At 49.5% G+C, this 15,738-nt stretch carries 13 protein-coding genes; 11 read left to right on the top strand and 2 right to left on the bottom strand.

Annotated features, from left to right (window positions below; genetic code table 11):
- Nucleotides 1-81 precede the first annotated feature (81 nt).
- A complete protein-coding gene (locus CBP31_RS06080) occupies nt 82-489 on the bottom strand; it encodes a CBS domain-containing protein (RefSeq protein WP_087038642.1) in 408 nt (135 codons plus the stop codon).
- A 226-nt stretch (nt 490-715) separates the two neighbouring features.
- Nucleotides 716-916, bottom strand: a complete 201-nt coding sequence (locus CBP31_RS15525; RefSeq protein WP_151898789.1) for a transporter — start codon at nt 914-916, stop codon at nt 716-718.
- Nucleotides 917-1,440: 524 nt separating this feature from the next.
- Between CBP31_RS15525 and pgaA the strand changes: the two genes are divergently transcribed.
- The 11 genes from pgaA (at nt 1,441) to CBP31_RS06025 (ending at nt 15,618) form a co-directional block, all read left to right on the top strand.
- Nucleotides 1,441-3,873 carry a poly-beta-1,6 N-acetyl-D-glucosamine export porin PgaA gene (gene pgaA / locus CBP31_RS06075; RefSeq protein WP_087035460.1) on the top strand — a complete coding sequence of 811 codons (2,433 nt, stop codon included), beginning with the start codon at nt 1,441-1,443 and terminating at the stop codon, nt 3,871-3,873.
- A 19-nt stretch (nt 3,874-3,892) separates the two neighbouring features.
- The gene (gene pgaB / locus CBP31_RS06070) at nt 3,893-5,887 is read left to right on the top strand and encodes a poly-beta-1,6-N-acetyl-D-glucosamine N-deacetylase PgaB (protein ID WP_227875164.1); all 1,995 of its coding nucleotides are present in this window, start codon (nt 3,893-3,895) and stop codon (nt 5,885-5,887) included.
- Nucleotides 5,880-7,214: a poly-beta-1,6-N-acetyl-D-glucosamine synthase gene (gene pgaC, locus CBP31_RS06065; RefSeq protein ID WP_087035458.1), complete on the top strand. Its 1,335-nt coding sequence runs from the start codon at nt 5,880-5,882 to the stop codon at nt 7,212-7,214. Before pgaB ends, pgaC begins: the two co-directional genes overlap by 8 nt.
- Entirely contained in the window at nt 7,211-7,645 is a 435-nt protein-coding gene (gene pgaD, locus CBP31_RS06060) for a poly-beta-1,6-N-acetyl-D-glucosamine biosynthesis protein PgaD (protein ID WP_087035456.1), read from the top strand. Before pgaC ends, pgaD begins: the two co-directional genes overlap by 4 nt.
- A gap of 298 nt (nt 7,646-7,943) precedes the next feature.
- Entirely contained in the window at nt 7,944-9,389 is a 1,446-nt protein-coding gene (locus tag CBP31_RS06055; protein ID WP_087035454.1) for a sensor histidine kinase, read from the top strand.
- Complete coding sequence (locus tag CBP31_RS06050; RefSeq protein ID WP_087035452.1) at nt 9,382-9,867, top strand: hypothetical protein; 486 nt, start codon at nt 9,382-9,384, stop codon at nt 9,865-9,867. Before CBP31_RS06055 ends, CBP31_RS06050 begins: the two co-directional genes overlap by 8 nt.
- 5 nt (nt 9,868-9,872) lie before the next feature.
- Nucleotides 9,873-11,216, top strand: a complete 1,344-nt coding sequence (locus CBP31_RS06045; protein ID WP_087035450.1) for a sigma 54-interacting transcriptional regulator — start codon at nt 9,873-9,875, stop codon at nt 11,214-11,216.
- 81 nt (nt 11,217-11,297) lie between these two features.
- On the top strand, nt 11,298-12,332 hold the full coding sequence (gene msrP / locus CBP31_RS06040; protein ID WP_087035448.1) for a protein-methionine-sulfoxide reductase catalytic subunit MsrP: 1,035 nt from the start codon (nt 11,298-11,300) through the stop codon (nt 12,330-12,332).
- Between the two features lie 9 nt (nt 12,333-12,341).
- A complete protein-coding gene (locus tag CBP31_RS06035) occupies nt 12,342-12,983 on the top strand; it encodes a protein-methionine-sulfoxide reductase heme-binding subunit MsrQ (RefSeq protein WP_087038640.1) in 642 nt (213 codons plus the stop codon).
- Between the two features lie 178 nt (nt 12,984-13,161).
- Nucleotides 13,162-13,623 (top strand): hypothetical protein, encoded by a 462-nt coding sequence (locus tag CBP31_RS06030; RefSeq protein ID WP_087035447.1) that lies wholly within the window; start codon nt 13,162-13,164, stop codon nt 13,621-13,623.
- 57 nt (nt 13,624-13,680) lie between these two features.
- Complete coding sequence (locus CBP31_RS06025; RefSeq protein WP_087035445.1) at nt 13,681-15,618, top strand: DNA topoisomerase III; 1,938 nt, start codon at nt 13,681-13,683, stop codon at nt 15,616-15,618.
- Nucleotides 15,619-15,738: the final 120 nt, after the last annotated feature.

Genomic DNA, 15,738 nt, shown 5'->3' with positions numbered 1-15,738 from the left:
CTAACAGAAACGGGAACCTAAAGGTTCCCGTTTTTATTAGTCATTTTTATTAAGTTGTTTTTATCTAAAATAGGTCGAGCATCAGTAACTAATAGAGCAGTTCTGTAACTGTTCGTTAAGAAATTGCATCACTTGGTGGCGAGTGACTATGCCAATCACCTTGTTATCTTCAATTACGGGATAAATTTTTGGTTTGGCGCCGCCCATAAGACGGGCTAATTCAAATACATCACTGTTAGGCGATACCGTTAACGGCTCTTTGTACATTAAATCATTAACCGTCACGCGATTGTCACAGTGATAGCTGGCATTAATGAGCTTAGGAATACAATCTTGCTCGGAGAGAAAACCAATAATTTTGCGTTGAGTATCGACGACTGGCAGGCCGCTTAGGTCAGAAGCCAATAATTTATCCAGCGCCTCAGTGATCGACATGTCAGCCGTGAGTAACGGAATACTACGTCGCATGATCTCGCTTACCGTTGCCATTACCATAATGCTTCTCCTTCTCTATGGCCTAAACTGAGTGTGCCATTACTTCGCTTGGTAAGCCAATTTAGCGCTTCAGTCGGCTTAAACACTGCCACAGCTTTTCTGCCTGCACTTTACTAGTGTAGTGCATCAATGTGCGCTAGGCAGGCAACCGACTAAACAACAAGGCCCTCTTTTTTGACAAAAGAGGGCCTTGTTAGTAATCACTAATGCTTTTAAGGCATTAAAAGCGATACGGGAAGCGTACACCTACCACGTAGTCAGGCGCATCTTGTGTTAAACCTGCTGCCCAGTTAACCACCATCGATAAATTGTCGTCTATGGCCCAAGTTACACCCATGCCCATAGTGGCAGAGTTACCGTTAGAACCTTGAACTTTGCTCAGACTCTGTCCCTTGAAAGCTTGTTTTGCTTCCTGGCTCAAGCTTTGATTAAAATTAAGCGATAGACTTAACGCTCACGTAACACTATATTTTAAGTACTAAAACAGTGTGTTCTGTGTTTTTAACGACTGAAAAGTCAGGTGCTAAACACTGTAAACCACTGCCGGATAGTAAGCGCGTAGGACACCAATGTCGGCGAGGTCAAAAGGATTACGCGCTGTAGACGATTATTCATCTGATTGCTAGAGAATCTATCAGTAATTCAACAATATAAAGAAAATAAAATAATTGTGAACTATCACAAAAATTTGTAATCGCGCCTTGCGATAGCCAACTAAGCACACTAGTTTATGTTAAGAGCATTTATATAATATTTGCTAGCCAGCGAATTACGAACAGAGCCTCAATTAAGTAGTTATTTACAAAGTTGATTGCAAACTCCGTTTATAAGCTTAGCTAAAAAATTATCGCTTATACTTGGTCAGGCGTTTACTAACGTTGAAGCCCTTTTAGGGAGTTCTAGACTGTGAAACTTAAAAATAATGTTGTAAACGAACTAAATGGAATGGGATTAAGTATTTTGCGTTCAGGTTGCTTGGTGCTGGTTATGGTATTGCATGCAATGCCTGTTGTTGCCGCTGACTTTAGCTATGATAATTTGGTTATTCAGGCTAGGTCTGGAAATACTGTACCTTTATTAACTTGGTTAGAACGCAATAGCCGTCAGCTTAATGCAAATATGCGAGCCGACTGGCTGCAGGTCGCCAACTGGGCGGGTGATGACCAACAGGTGGTCACGGTCTGGGAGGGTTTTTCGCCAATCGTGCGCAACAGCATCCCTGCGCGCGGTGCGTTAGCGGCTGCCAGCTCTTATCGCAACTTAAAATTATGGCAGCAATCTCTTGCCATTTGGCATGAGCAACTGCGTCTTAATCCTGATCTACAGGATGCTCGCGCGGGTTGGATAATGAGCCTTTCCGACGCGGGTGAGAAACAACAGGCCCGCCAGCAAGCGGAGCGATTTGTGCAGGAAAATGGCAGTTATCTCAGCCACCAAGTACTGCTTTATACTATCCAAGGGAGTGGCAATGGTTGGGATGAGCTGTTTGCCTTAACTCGGTTGCAAGATCTGCATCAAGACACGGATCAGTCGGATATAGACACTAAGCTGATGCAGGCCATGGCTGCCAAGCTGGTGTCAAAACCCGCACTTCAGTTTGGTAAACAACATACATCGGACGCCGCCGTGCTGCGTCATTTGGAGCTGGACCAAGTTGCCGAGATGGTACGCATGGCCCACACCCATAGTCGCGGTGAGCAGGATAAATACTGGATTGCAGACCGCGCGCTAGCACGCTATCGCCAATTGCTGCAAAGCTGGCAAGGGTTGCCTGATGCAGGTGCAGACATTCGTCGCGCACGTATTGACAGGCTTGGCGCCTATGTAGCGCGCAATCGGCATAAGGACGCGATCAACGAATACGAAAATTTGCAAAAACAGGATCCTGCGATGCCTACTTATGCTAAGCGCTGGGCGGCAAGTGCTTACTTGTCTAATCGCCAACCGGATAAGGCCTATCGTATCCTGCACGAACTGTTCGGCACCACACCTGCGTTTAAGTTGCGACCGGAAGATGCGCAAGAATTTTTCTTTGCAGCATTGGAAAGCGATCATCTTGATGAAGCAGGATTGATCGCGAGCGATATAATGGCCAACACCCCTTACCATCGCTATGACTACGGCTCGCCCACACCCCAACCCAACGATAACTGGTTATCTGGCCAAGTATTACAAGGTCACTATCTCCAAAAGGTGAATCGCCTCGATGCGGCAGAGCAGCATAACCAGAAGCTGAGTGATAGTGGGCCTGGTAACCAAGGCTTGCGCATTAATCTTGCGGAAACTTTATTAGCGCGCGGTCTTCCCAGAGCCGCCGAACGACAGCTGAAAATTGGCGAGGTGTTAGAGCCCTACAGTCTGATCTTAGAGCGCCAACAGGCTTATGTTGCACAAGACTTGCAAGAGTGGGGGCAGTTTGACCTGCTGGTTAAAGATGTTGTGCAGCGTAGTCCCAATGAACCGGCTACGCAGCAACTGGCGCGTGCGCATCAGGTTGAAAACTTATCTGAATTTAGGCTCACTGGCAGTAAAGGTATTTCCTCTGATAACCCGATAAGTGGTTCGCAAGACCTGAATTTTAATTCCGCACTTTATGGCCCGCGTATGTACGAACATTGGCGGCCCTTTATTGGTTTTGACTATGCAGCCGGGCGCTTTGACGAAGGTAAGGGTAGCAAGCGTATTCAAGCTATAGGAGCGGAATATAGCACTCGCGACAATTGGGGTGAGCTGGAGCTGTCTAACCATAATGCCGTTAGCGAGAATAAAACCGGTGCGCGTTTTTCTTACTGGCATGACTTTAATGATAACTGGCGTGTGGGTACTAATATTGAGCGGTTAGCCCGTGACACCCCACTGCGGGCGATCCGCAGTGGGGTGACATCCAATCAAGTAGGCGGTTATGTGCGTTGGTATGAAAACGAACGTCGTCAATACCAATTTAGTGTGGCTGCGAGTGATTTTTCCGACGATAACCAAAGAATCAATGTGGCTATCACAGGTGTAGAGCGTCTGTACACTCGGCCCTATTTGTTTATAGATCTGCTGCCGACTATCGGCATGAGTAGCAACAGCCAGCAGGATGGCGCCTATTACAGCCCTGAACAAGATCTGAGTATTGCGCCCACCCTGTTTATCGATCATGTGTTGTATCGTCGTTATGACCAAGTTTGGCGCCAACAATTGGTACTGGGCGCTGGTTATTACTGGCAGGAAGATTTTGGTGGCGGTTTAAGTACTACCGCAGGCTACGGGCAGCGTTATGAGACCAACAGTGTATTTGATGTGGGCGCTATGCTGCTTTGGAACAAGCAACCCTATGACGGCCAGCGTGAGCATGATTTAAGTCTGGTATTTGATGTTAACTTTAAATTTTGAGGCTGAAATGGAGAAATATATGCTACAAGTTGCAGCCATTGTGTTCGCATTGTTCTCGACCATTGCCTTTGCTCAGCCAGTGGATTTTTTGCCGCCACAACAGCGTGCGTTGCTGAACATGGATAAACCTTGGCCCAAGAACCATTTTCTGGCTCTGGGTTATCACGATGTGGAAGATGACGTCGCCGATGAGCGTTATTTATCGGTCAGAACCAGCGCGCTCAATGATCAAATGGCTTGGCTGTTTGATAACGGCTACACCGCTATTAGCGTGCAACAAATTCTCGATGCACATAATGGCGGCAAACCCTTGCCTAATAAAGCGGTGTTGTTGAGTTTTGATGACGGTTACAGCAGTTTTTATACCCGAGTCTACCCGCTGCTTAAGGCTTATAATTGGCCGGCACTGTGGGCACCGGTCGGCGCTTGGCTGGATACGCCTGCAGATCAGCTTGTGGACTTTGGTGGCTTGCCCACCGAGCGCAAGCGCTTTGCTAACTGGGAGATGGTGCGCGCATTAAAAGACTCACCTTTGGTCAACATTGGTGCCCATACCTGGGATTCACACTATGGCGCTCTGGGCAATCCCCAAGGCAGTAAAAAGCCAACCATTGCCAATCGCCTCTACGATCCCAAACTAAAAGCCTATGAAAGTGAAGCCGCATTCCACGATAGGGTTGAAGCTGATGTGTTAAAAATTACGCAAAAAATCACAGAGGTGACCGACAAATCTCCTATTGCGTGGGTGTGGCCCTACGGTGCGGCTAGCGGCACTACCTTGTCGGTTTTGCGTAAACACGGCTATGACATGGCATTTACCTTACAAACGGGGCTGGCTAATGTTGAGGATTTAAGCAGCATTCCACGCATACTGATCTCCGGCAACCCCAGCATTGACGCTTTTGCTAGGCAGGTTACCCGATTTGAAGAGCAAGAGTCGGCCCGTGTAATGCACGTCGATTTAGATTATGTTTATGACAGCGATCCCGAGCAACAGCGAAAGAATATCGATGCGCTGATCCAGCGGGTGTATGACATGAAAGCTTCCCATGTCTTCTTGCAGGCGTATGCGGATCCACAAGGCGATGGCACGGTTAAAGAGCTGTATTTCCCCAACCGCTGGTTGCCGATGCGCGCCGACCTGTTCAACTTTGTTTCTTGGCAGCTGCACACCCGGGCTGATGTTAAAATTTATGCTTGGATGCCGGTGCTGGCGTTTGATCTAGATAAGCAGATCCCGCGAGTGCAAAGCTGGTCTGCAAAAGGTGTTAGTAGCGAACAGGCACAATACCAACGTCTCTCACCTTGGAACCCAGTGGCACGTCAGCAGATCACCGAAATCTACGAAGATCTGGCAGGCCACGCCGCATTCCACGGCATCCTCTTTCATGACGATGCTCTGCTCTCGGATTTTGAAGACGCAGGTAGTGACGCGCTAGCGGCCTATAAGGCTGCGGGGTTCGGTAATGACATTGCCAGTATTCGCCGTAACCCTAAGCAACTTCAAGCATGGAGCCGTTATAAGTCGCAATTCCTGATTGATTTTACTAAAGATCTCACCCAAGCGGTGCGTGATATTCGTGGGCCTCAGGTGAAAACGGCGCGCAACATCTACGCCATGCCGATACTGGAACCTAAATCCGAACAATGGTTTGCACAGAATTTAAACGACTTTATGCAAACCTACAATTGGACTGCGGTAATGGCCATGCCGCTGATGGAAGAAGTACCGCTTAAGCAGAGTAATGCGTGGCTGAAAAAATTGGTGAAAACTTCGCTGGCGCAACAAGGCGCGCAAAACAAGGTGTTATTTGAGTTGCAAACCCTAGACTGGCGTAAGAATGGCGGCCACCTACCGATCCCATCCAGCCAGCTGGCCGAGTGGATGTACCAGCTACAAATGAACGGTGCTCGTCACTTTGGCTACTATCCGGATGATTTCTTGAGCAACCAGCCTGATCTGAAAACCATCCGGCCTGCATTTTCATCATACTGGTACCCAAATTATGAGTGATCGACTATTTGCTTTCCTCGTGCTCTGTACCGTACTCAGCCTGCCGCTGGGCGTCGCCCTCGTATTTACGGGTGAAATACTGCTTAACTTCGTCTTTTTCTGGCCGTTGTTTATGTCAGGGCTGTGGATCATGGGGGGTATGTATTTCTGGTTTTACCGCGAGCGTCACTGGCTTAAGGGCGAGAATGTTGCACCACCAGAGTTGCCGGGTAATCCACTGGTTTCAATCTTGATCCCCTGCTTTAACGAGGGAATTAACGCCCGAGAAACCATAGGTGCCGCCATGGCGCAGCGCTATGAAAACATCGAGGTGATTGCTATCAATGATGGCTCTTTTGACAATACTGGCGAGGTGCTGGATCAGCTGACACAGGAATACCCGCAGTTACGCGTCATTCATTTGGCCACTAATCAGGGCAAGGCGATGGCACTGAATACCGGCGCCATGGCCGCACGTAGCGACTTGCTGGTATGCATTGATGGTGATGCGATGCTTGATCGGGATGCGGCGGCCTACATGGTGTTGCCATTGTTAGAAAATCCGCGCGTGGGTGCGGTTACCGGCAACCCGCGTGTTCGTACCCGTTCCACTTTGGTTGGCCGAATACAGGTGGGCGAGTTTTCCTCCATTATTGGTTTGATCAAGCGTACCCAACGCATTTATGGACAGGTTTTTGCCGTGTCAGGCGTGATTGCCGCCTTTCGCAAACGCGCCTTGGCTGAAGTTGGCTTTTGGAGCAACGACATGGTCACCGAAGATATTGATATCAGTTGGAAGTTGCAGCTCCAACACTGGTCAATCTTCTTTGAGCCGCGAGCACTGTGTTGGATTTTGATGCCTGAAACCCTAGCTGGGCTCTGGAAACAGCGTTTGCGCTGGGCACAAGGCGGTGCCGAGGTTTTTCTTAAGAACATCCGCAATATTTGGGTGTGGCGCAACCATCGCATGTGGCCCTTGATTGCCGAGTTTTGCCTATCAACAATTTGGGCATTTACCTATTTTGTCAGCTTATTCCTATTTATAGCTGGCTTGTTTGTGTCTCTACCCGGAAATTTGGCGGTACCACAAATTTTCCCCCCCGCCTTTACTGGGCTGTTACTGGGAATTGTGTGCTTGCTGCAGTTCTCGGTCAGCTTGTTGATCGAGCGGCGTTACGAGAAAAATTTTTTAGGCTCGTTATTCTGGATTATTTGGTTCCCAGTGGTGTACTGGATACTGAGTCTATGTACCACCTTGGTGGCCTTTACACGGGTGATGCTTAAAGGTCGTAGTCAGCGAGCACGCTGGGTTAGCCCAGACCGTGGTATTGGGAGGATTGTACGATGAGCCATCCATTGATTGTTACAGAGCGCCGTATACTGCCGAAACTGCTAGACAGCCTGCTGACCATAATCGCTTGGGTCGGATTTATCTGGTTGATATATCACGGCGTGGTTACTGTCTTACATGCTCAATCGGAGGGGGGAGATCCCCTCAGCCTGACCCTTGGTACTGTTATTTTCTATCTGCTGATTGCACTAGCTAACAGTCTGCTGTTAATTCTATGGGCAAAGTATAATCAGCGCCGCTTTCGTACCGAGCGGCGCATTAGACCCCAAGAGTTACCCCATGGCCAATTGGCCATTCAATTTGGGTTAACACAGGAAACCTTGGAGCAATTGAACCAGTCACAAATAGTCGTCGTTAGTTACAATAATGACGGGACAGCATTGGAAGTCAGCTTCAAGCGGGAGCAGGACGTTATTTCGAAGTGGTAAGCTGTTATTTTAGCGGCGGAAAATAGTAAATTAATAAGGTTGATTACCGACGATTGGAAATGCGTAACTCTACGGATGCTGGAACGTATCAATGCTTTAACCAGTATTAATTAAATTGTGTCGTGTATGGCCCATCGCAGGATTTGGATATTTGCAGTAACGCTCCTACAGAATGGCAGCTAAAGCTCGGCAAACACCCCACGGCTACTCTTTGAGTAGCCGTTTTATATTCTATTGTCTGCCTTTAGGTGCATTTTTGTTATCCTGCTTGCCCGTTAAATAAATGAGTGTCTATCTGATGTCCCATGCCGCGCTAAGATTTTTGCCTCGCTCGCTACTGCGCTTGGTCTTGGTTGCCTTTACCTTAGTATTACTGCCGCTCATTTTACTGGTGATCCAAAATGGACGTAGCTTAGAGCAGGTTATTTTATCTGCTCAAGCAGGGGTGGAGAGTGCGGTGGTCGATACCCGTCGGGCCACAGATATGAACGATCTGGCACTGGAAATGGAGCGGGCCATTCGCCGTTATGTGGTGCTAGAAAACCCTGAAATACGCCAATCCTATTTACGTTTGTTAGAGCGCTACCGCTTGGAGCTTGAGCAGCTGTTATTCAGTATTGATGGCGGAGATCTTGGGGCTTCATTACAGCATCAATTACTGTATTTGGTGGATTTGGCGCAGGCGAGCAACGATGAAATTCGCGACAGAGTGGTTATTTTTAACTCTTTTAGCAGTGCTACAGTGGCGCTTGATAAGTTAACCAGATCGCAAATAGATGCGCGCATTCAACAAGAACGCGCTCATGTTATCGTGGTTCGCCAGCAATTGTTGCTGCTTAGCGGTGCGCTGGGAGGGGCAAGTTTACTATTGGCTTTATTGTTTACTTATCTGATTATTCGCCCGGTGCGGCAGTTAGAAAAAAGAATTTTAAACTTAGGCGCCGGTGTTGAGCCTGAAACAAAACCGATCCGCGGACCGGCCGAGTTAGTCGAGCTGGGCGATAAATTACAGTGGTTGCATTTACGCTTGCGGGAGCTAGAAGCGCAAAAACTACAGTTCTTGCGCCATTTATCTCATGAGTTAAAAACTCCATTGGCCAGCTTGCGGGAAGGGGCTGACTTACTACTTGAACAAGTCACGGGCCCTTTGACTGACGAACAAGAAGAAATCTGTGAGCTGTTAGTACTGAACAGTTTTCGGCTGCAAGAGTTAATTGAGCAACTGCTCGATTACAATCGCATTCAACAAGTGCAAGTGTATGAAGAGCCGGTGGTGGTATTGCCTTTATTAGAGCAAAGCTTGACGGCGCATCGCTTGACCATCGAAAACAAAAATTTGCAGGTGAGTGTGGCGCTGATTGATGAGTGCCCGTTAGCGGATGGTCACCGTTTAAAGCTGGTGCTCGATAACCTGATTTCTAATGCGGTGAACTATGCAGATGTAGGCGGCGTGCTGCAAATCACCTCCCAGCTGAGTGCCGAGTCTGCAGAATATGTATTAACCGTGGCAAATACCGGACAACCTATTCCTGAGCAGGATAAAGACCGTATTTTTGAGCCCTTTGTGCAAGGCAATCAGGTGCGAAAAGGGGTATTAAAAGGCTCGGGTATTGGCTTGAGTATTGCGCGCGAAGCGGCCTTAAGTATGGGCGGTCGCTTGATTTTGGATACAGAAATGACAGAACTGGTTTGTTTTGAACTCAGCCTGCCTAATCATAATAATAAAGGAATCTCTGATGAATAAAGCATGGTATGGCGCTGCTTTAGCGCTGATGTTATCTGGTTGTACCTTGCCTTTCCCCCTGTTACAACAGTCCGATCCTAAGGTTGAAGTCACAGAGCCCTCAGAGGCTCAACAGCTGCAAGCTTGGTTAGCGCTGTCCGATACCGTACAACACAGTAATGACAGCCAGCGCCAGCAGGCCTTGAGTCAGTTACAAAATACCGATCAAGCAGAATTAAAGCGCGCGCTCTGGCAGAGTCATCCCAAAGCCAGCTACAACCAACGGCAGCAGGCCCAGCAATTGTTTCAACAACACCTAGCCACAGCCTCACCCGCAGAACAACAGTTACTGGGTGTGTATCAAAGCTATAATCAAGAAATCTTACAGATGCAGCGCCAGTTAGTGGATCGTCAGCAGCACATAAACAATCTGACCAAAAAACTCAAAGAGCTGGCGAACATCGAACAGCAGATAAACGACCGTAAATTTCAAGAGTAACGGCCATGAAACGTAAAGCCAGAATATTACTAGTGGACGATGATGTCAGCTTACTGAAGTTGTTGGGATTACGTCTTAAGAGTGAAGGCTTTGCGGTCACGACTGCCGGCAGTGGTGCCGAAGCCTTAACTTGGTTAGAGCAAGAGCGCCCCGACTTGGTATTGAGTGATTTACGCATGGACGGCATGGACGGCTTGGCGTTATTTGATCGCATTCAACGCCAGCATGTGGGCTTGCCAGTGATTATTATGACCGCTCATGGCTCTATTACCGATGCCATTACCGCCACCCGCTCTGGGGTGTTTGGTTTTTTAACTAAGCCGATTGATAAAGAAGAATTACGTAAAACCATCAATCAAGCCTTGGCCGTGTCCTTGCCGGCGGTGGTGGATGATTGGCAGCAAAGGGTGCCCACGCGTAGCCCCATTATGATCGCGTTATTAGAGCAGGCGCGTCGCATTGCTCCCTTGGATATCAGTGTGTTGCTGACGGGACCATCGGGTTCCGGAAAGGCGCTGATGGCGCAGGCATTGCACGACTCTAGCCCGCGCCAAGATTACCCTTTTATCTCGCTAAACTGCGGCGCTATGACCGAGCAATTGTTGGAGTCGGAGTTATTTGGTCATGTGAACGGCGCTTTTAGTGGTGCGACCTCGGATCATCCTGGGGTGTTTATTAGCGCCGCCGGCGGCACTGTGCTGTTAGAAGATGTGGGTGAACTCAGCCCCGCATTGCAAGGCAAGCTGCTGCAAGTGTTAGCCCAACAGCAAGTGCGGGCTTTGGGTGCCAGTCAAAGTGCGACCACAGATGTGCGGGTGCTGTCTTCTACCAATCGTGACTTGGTGACGGCCATGGAGGAGGGGACATTTCGCGAAGATCTGTTTTATCGACTCAATGTGATGAACCTACAGCTGCCGGCACTTGAACAAAGGCCGGAAGATATCCCCTTGCTGGCCCGCCAAGCGCTAGAGCAACTCAAAACCCGCCAACAAACGCAGGTAACGGGCTTTTCTCCCGAGGCGTTATCCATGTTGGCCGCGGCCAATTGGCCCGGTAATGTGCGCCAATTGCTGAATGTGGTAGAGCAAGCGGTGGCGATGGCGTCGGTGCCTGTGATTGGCACTCAGCTATTGGAAGGTATTTTGGCGGATAGCCGTGAGCAATTCCCAACCTTTAATGAGGCACGAGCCGAGTTTGAACGGCTCTATCTGCATAAAATTCTGCGCATGACCGACGGTAACGTGAGCCAAGCGGCGGGTCTAGCGGGGCGCAATCGTACCGACTTTTATAAACTGCTGAGTCGCCATGGGATTGAGGCTGGCGCTTATAAGGAAAAGCGTAAGGAGTGAAATTTTTTTGCGGTGAGGTCGCTCTTAATAGCTAAGCCTTTAATAAGGCCTTTAATACACCAAGCTCTCCACGGGACTCCTATGCTGATTTATAATAAGAAAAAATCACACTTAAGCGAAAACCAAGTCACGCCTGAGTCTGTGTATCTGCAGCGCCGCCAAATCCTGCAAGGATTAGGCTTAGGGCTGGGTGCCGCCGCATTAAGCGCACCGGCCAGCGCCGGTCTATTTGATGCTCTTCTCGGTAGTAAAGAGACGAAAGAGCAGGGCGCTAAAGAAGTGATAGCCAGTACTGAGCCACTCACCTTTAGCCAACCTAAAGCCTATCAACTTGATATCGCACCCACCGCCGAGGGGGTCGCCACCACCTATAATAACTTCTACGAGTTTGGTGCCGACAAATCCGATCCTGCACGCTACGCCCAGCAATTTAAGACTAAGCCCTGGACCATTACCATTTCTGGCGAAGTGGAGCATCCACAAACCATAGATGTCTGGGCTTGGTTAGAGAAGCAGCAGCTGGAAGAGCGTATTTACCGCCATCGCTGTGTGGAAGCTTGGTCTATGGTGATCCCTTGGTTGGGCGTGCCTTTAAGTAGCATTATTAAGGCGGCTAAGCCTACCTCGAAAGCTAAGTATGTGGCCTTTGAAACCTTGTATGATCCTAAACAGATGCGCGGCCAATCGTCACGCTTTGTGGGGGGCGGTATTGAGTACCCCTATGTAGAAGGCTTGCGACTCGATGAGGCCATGCATCCCTTAGCGCTGTTAGCGGTGGGCATGTACGGTAAAACCTTGCCGCCGCAAAATGGCGCGCCGGTGCGTTTAGTACTGCCTTGGAAATATGGCTTTAAGGGCATTAAGTCCATCGTAAATATTCACCTGACCGATAAACAACCGCCCACCACTTGGAACAAGCTGGCCTCTTACGAGTATGGTTTTTATGCCAACGTCAATCCCAAGGTTGACCACCCTCGTTGGAGCCAAGCCACCGAGCGAGTTATCGCCGAAGGCGGTTTATTTGGCAGTGGGCGTCAGCCTACCTTGATGTTTAACGGCTATGAAGATGAAGTGGCCAGCCTCTATCAAGGCATGGATTTACGGAAATTTTATTAGGTGAAAGCACTGCGTATAAAACTCAGCCCGAAGAAGATAACCGGCCTTAAAATACTGCTGCATCTTGCGGCCATCTTGCCGTTAGTGTGGTTGCCGTGGGCGTTTTCGGTCGGCCGCTTTAGTGCCGACCCTATTCCTGAGCTGATCCAATATTTTGGGGATTGGGCGCTGCGCATCTTATTGCTGAGCTTATGTGTTTCGCCGTTGGCCAAGGCGCTTAAAAGTGCGCCTTTGATTAAGGTGCGTCGCCTGATCGGCTTATGGAGCTTTGCCTATGCCAGCTTACATTTACTGGTGTGGTTATGGCTGGATCTGCAATGGGGCTGGAGCCTAATTGGCAGCGAGATTATTAAACGCGGCTTTGTCACCTTGGGCATGCTGTCTTGGTTGATCCTGTTGCTGCTGAGCTTAACGTCACTGCAAAAGATCCAACGACGCTTAGGCCGCTACTGGCAGCGGTTGCATAACTGGGTCTATTTGGCGGCGGTCTTGATCCCCATTCATTATTGGTGGGCGGTTAAGTCGGGCTGGATCCAACCGCTTATTTATCTGCTGCTGAGCCTCAGCTTATTATGGTGGCGTCGTGACAAGCTGCTGCGCCCACTCAAGGGCCTATTTAAGCGTCAAACATCCAGCACTAAGCGCAGGTAGCGATTTCTCGCCACACTATCCTTGAAAGAACAACCAGTGCTCTTGGTCCGTTTTTTCTCTGTTCTTCATTAGCCTGGTCGCTCGGCGCTGGGTTTCCCTCTCATGTTTGCCCACATTCAGCTAAACTGACGCCTTAAATAAATAGCTAATGTATTGCTAATCAACGGCGGAGTAGCGAATGGATAATCAGGCTTGGGCACTGTGTTTTCTGGATGAAGGGGTCGCTATGTCGGTGATCAGTCGTAAAGAAACCCGCTGCCAGTGGCTGGAAGATGAAGAGCATGCCTTTGAACACTTGCTGAATGACTACCTGAACTATGTGGCTGAATTAGGTGAGCTAGAGCCGGAGCAGGTCTTGGTCGCCAAAGAGCGCTTCGAGTTATTAATCGAGCAATACCCAGAGCCGGAGGTATTAACCGAGTACCTTAACGATCTCACCGTAGGGTTAACGCGCCTGCTGTGGTTTGGCCCCTTGTCGGCACTGGCCGAAGACTACGGTGACTTTCCGCTGGCGCTGCGTGCTTTTTATTGGCAAGAGTATGGCGAAGGTGACGAAGACCCAGTGGAACCAGTAGTAGAAGACGACTGGATTTACTTGGTGGAGTGTATGGACGACTTCTTGCTCGAAGACGATTATTGAGTTTGCGCTGAGATTGCTGCTAACCTGTATCCATATACAGTTATCTTAAGTTGAGTCATGATCCTCTATATCGCCGAAAAGCCTAGTCTCGGGCGCGCCCTAGCAGCAGCCTTACCAAAACCTCAGCAACAGGATGAAGGCTTTATTCGTCTGGGTAATGGTGATGTGGTTACTTGGTGTATTGGTCATTTGCTTGAACAGGCCCAGCCTGATGCTTACGACCCTGCCTTTAAACAATGGCGCTTAGAGCATTTGCCCATTATTCCTCGCGAGTGGAAGTTAGAAGCTAAGCCTAAAACCCGCAGTCAGTTAGCAGTGGTTAAAAAGCTGCTTAAACAAGCCACCGAGATAGTGCACGTGGGGGACCCAGATCGCGAGGGTCAGTTGTTGGTAGATCAAGTGATCAGCTTTTGTGGTGTGTCTAGCGCTAAGCGTGATCGGGTGCAGCGCTGTTTAATCAGTGATCTTAACCCCAGTGCGGTGAAAAAATCGCTGGCGGCACTGCGCTCCAATAAAGAGTTTGTGCCCTTATCGGTCTCGGCATTGGCCCGCTCGCGCGCTGATTGGTTGTACGGCATTAATATGAGTCGGCTGTGCACCATTCAGGGACAAAAAATGGGCTATCAAGGTGTGCTGTCGGTGGGGCGCGTGCAAACGCCGCTACTGGGGTTAGTGGTACGCCGCGACCAAGAGATCGCCGATTTTACTGCCAAGCCTTATTTTGAAGTACAAGCGCATCTCACCACAGAGCAAGCTCAGGCATTTAAGGCTAAATGGCAACCTAGCGCAGCCTGTGCGCCTTGGCAGGATGAAGAAGGGCGGGTGTTATCTCAGAGTTTGGCCGACAACGTAGTCAAGCGTATTACCCAGCAAAACGGTCGTGTGACTAAAGCTGAGACTAAATCCCGCCAACAGCCACCGCCCTTGCCTTATAATTTATCCTCCTTGCAAATAGATGCCGCGCGCCGTTTTGGCTTAAGCGCCAAGCAGGTACTCGATATCTGTCAGACGCTCTACGAGCGCCATAAATTGCTCACCTATCCCCGCTCCGATAATCGCTATTTGCCCAGCGAACATTTTTCCCAAGCTGGTGCAGTGACGCAGGCTATCGCTAACACCTGCACTGAGCTGGCAGGTGCGGTGAGCGGTGCTGATTTAAGTCGGCGCAGTAAGGCGTGGGATGATAAAAAAGTGGCGGCGCATCACGCTATTATTCCCACCGCTAAAGCCATGGATGGCAGCAAATTATCCAGCACCGAGCTCAAGGTGTATCAGCTAGTGGCTCGCCAATATTTGGCGCAGTTTTATCCGCCTTGGCAATACGAGGATAAATTACTGGAGCTGGAGATTGCCGGTGGCCGCTTTGTGGCTCGCGCCCGTCAACAAGGCAGCCCAGGGTGGAAGCAGTTGTTTGCGCAAGCTCGCCAAGCCAACCCAGCAGAGCCTGAGGATGAAGAGCTGCAGTCACAGCTGCCGGAGTTAACAGTGGGGGAGACAGTGTTTTGTGTACGCGGTGAGCGACTCGACAAACTCACTCAGCCGCCGCGTTATTTTACCGATGCCAGCTTGTTGGCCGCCATGACCAATATCGCCCGCTACGTAACGGACGGCGAGCTGAAAAAGATACTGCGCGATACTGATGGCTTAGGCACTGAGGCCACGCGAGCGGGGATTATCGAATTGCTGTTTACCCGTCAATTCTTACGCCGCGAAGGTAAGCAAATTCGTGCCACAGAAGCCGGCGCCCAGCTGATAGCCAGTTTACCAGCTTCTGCCACCACGCCGGATATGACGGCTCGCTGGGAGTCGGTACTGGACGCCATTAGTCGCAAGCAAGCCGGTTACCAAGCCTTTATGACGGATCTGGAAACGTCATTGCCGCAGTTAATTGCAGCGGTGGATGTGAACGCCTTTAAGGGCTTGAAAGGCAGCGGTAAAGCGCCAAACTTTAAAAAGCGTAAAGGGCGCGTTAAAACGACGAAGCGTAAGGCGTAAAAAGTGGCGAGTGAAGAGTAAAGGATGAAGAGAAATACTAAATCTACAACCTCGGAGCGAGTGTGCAGTTTGTCGTGCTTGTATCCTCATGTCTCACTCCTCACGACTCATGAGTTCAGG

It is taken from the genome of Oceanisphaera profunda (genome assembly GCF_002157895.1).
Lineage (GTDB): Bacteria > Pseudomonadota > Gammaproteobacteria > Enterobacterales > Aeromonadaceae > Oceanimonas > Oceanimonas profunda.
The sequence above is the reverse complement of the archived record's forward strand: the minus strand, read 5'-3'. Positions and strand labels throughout refer to the sequence as shown.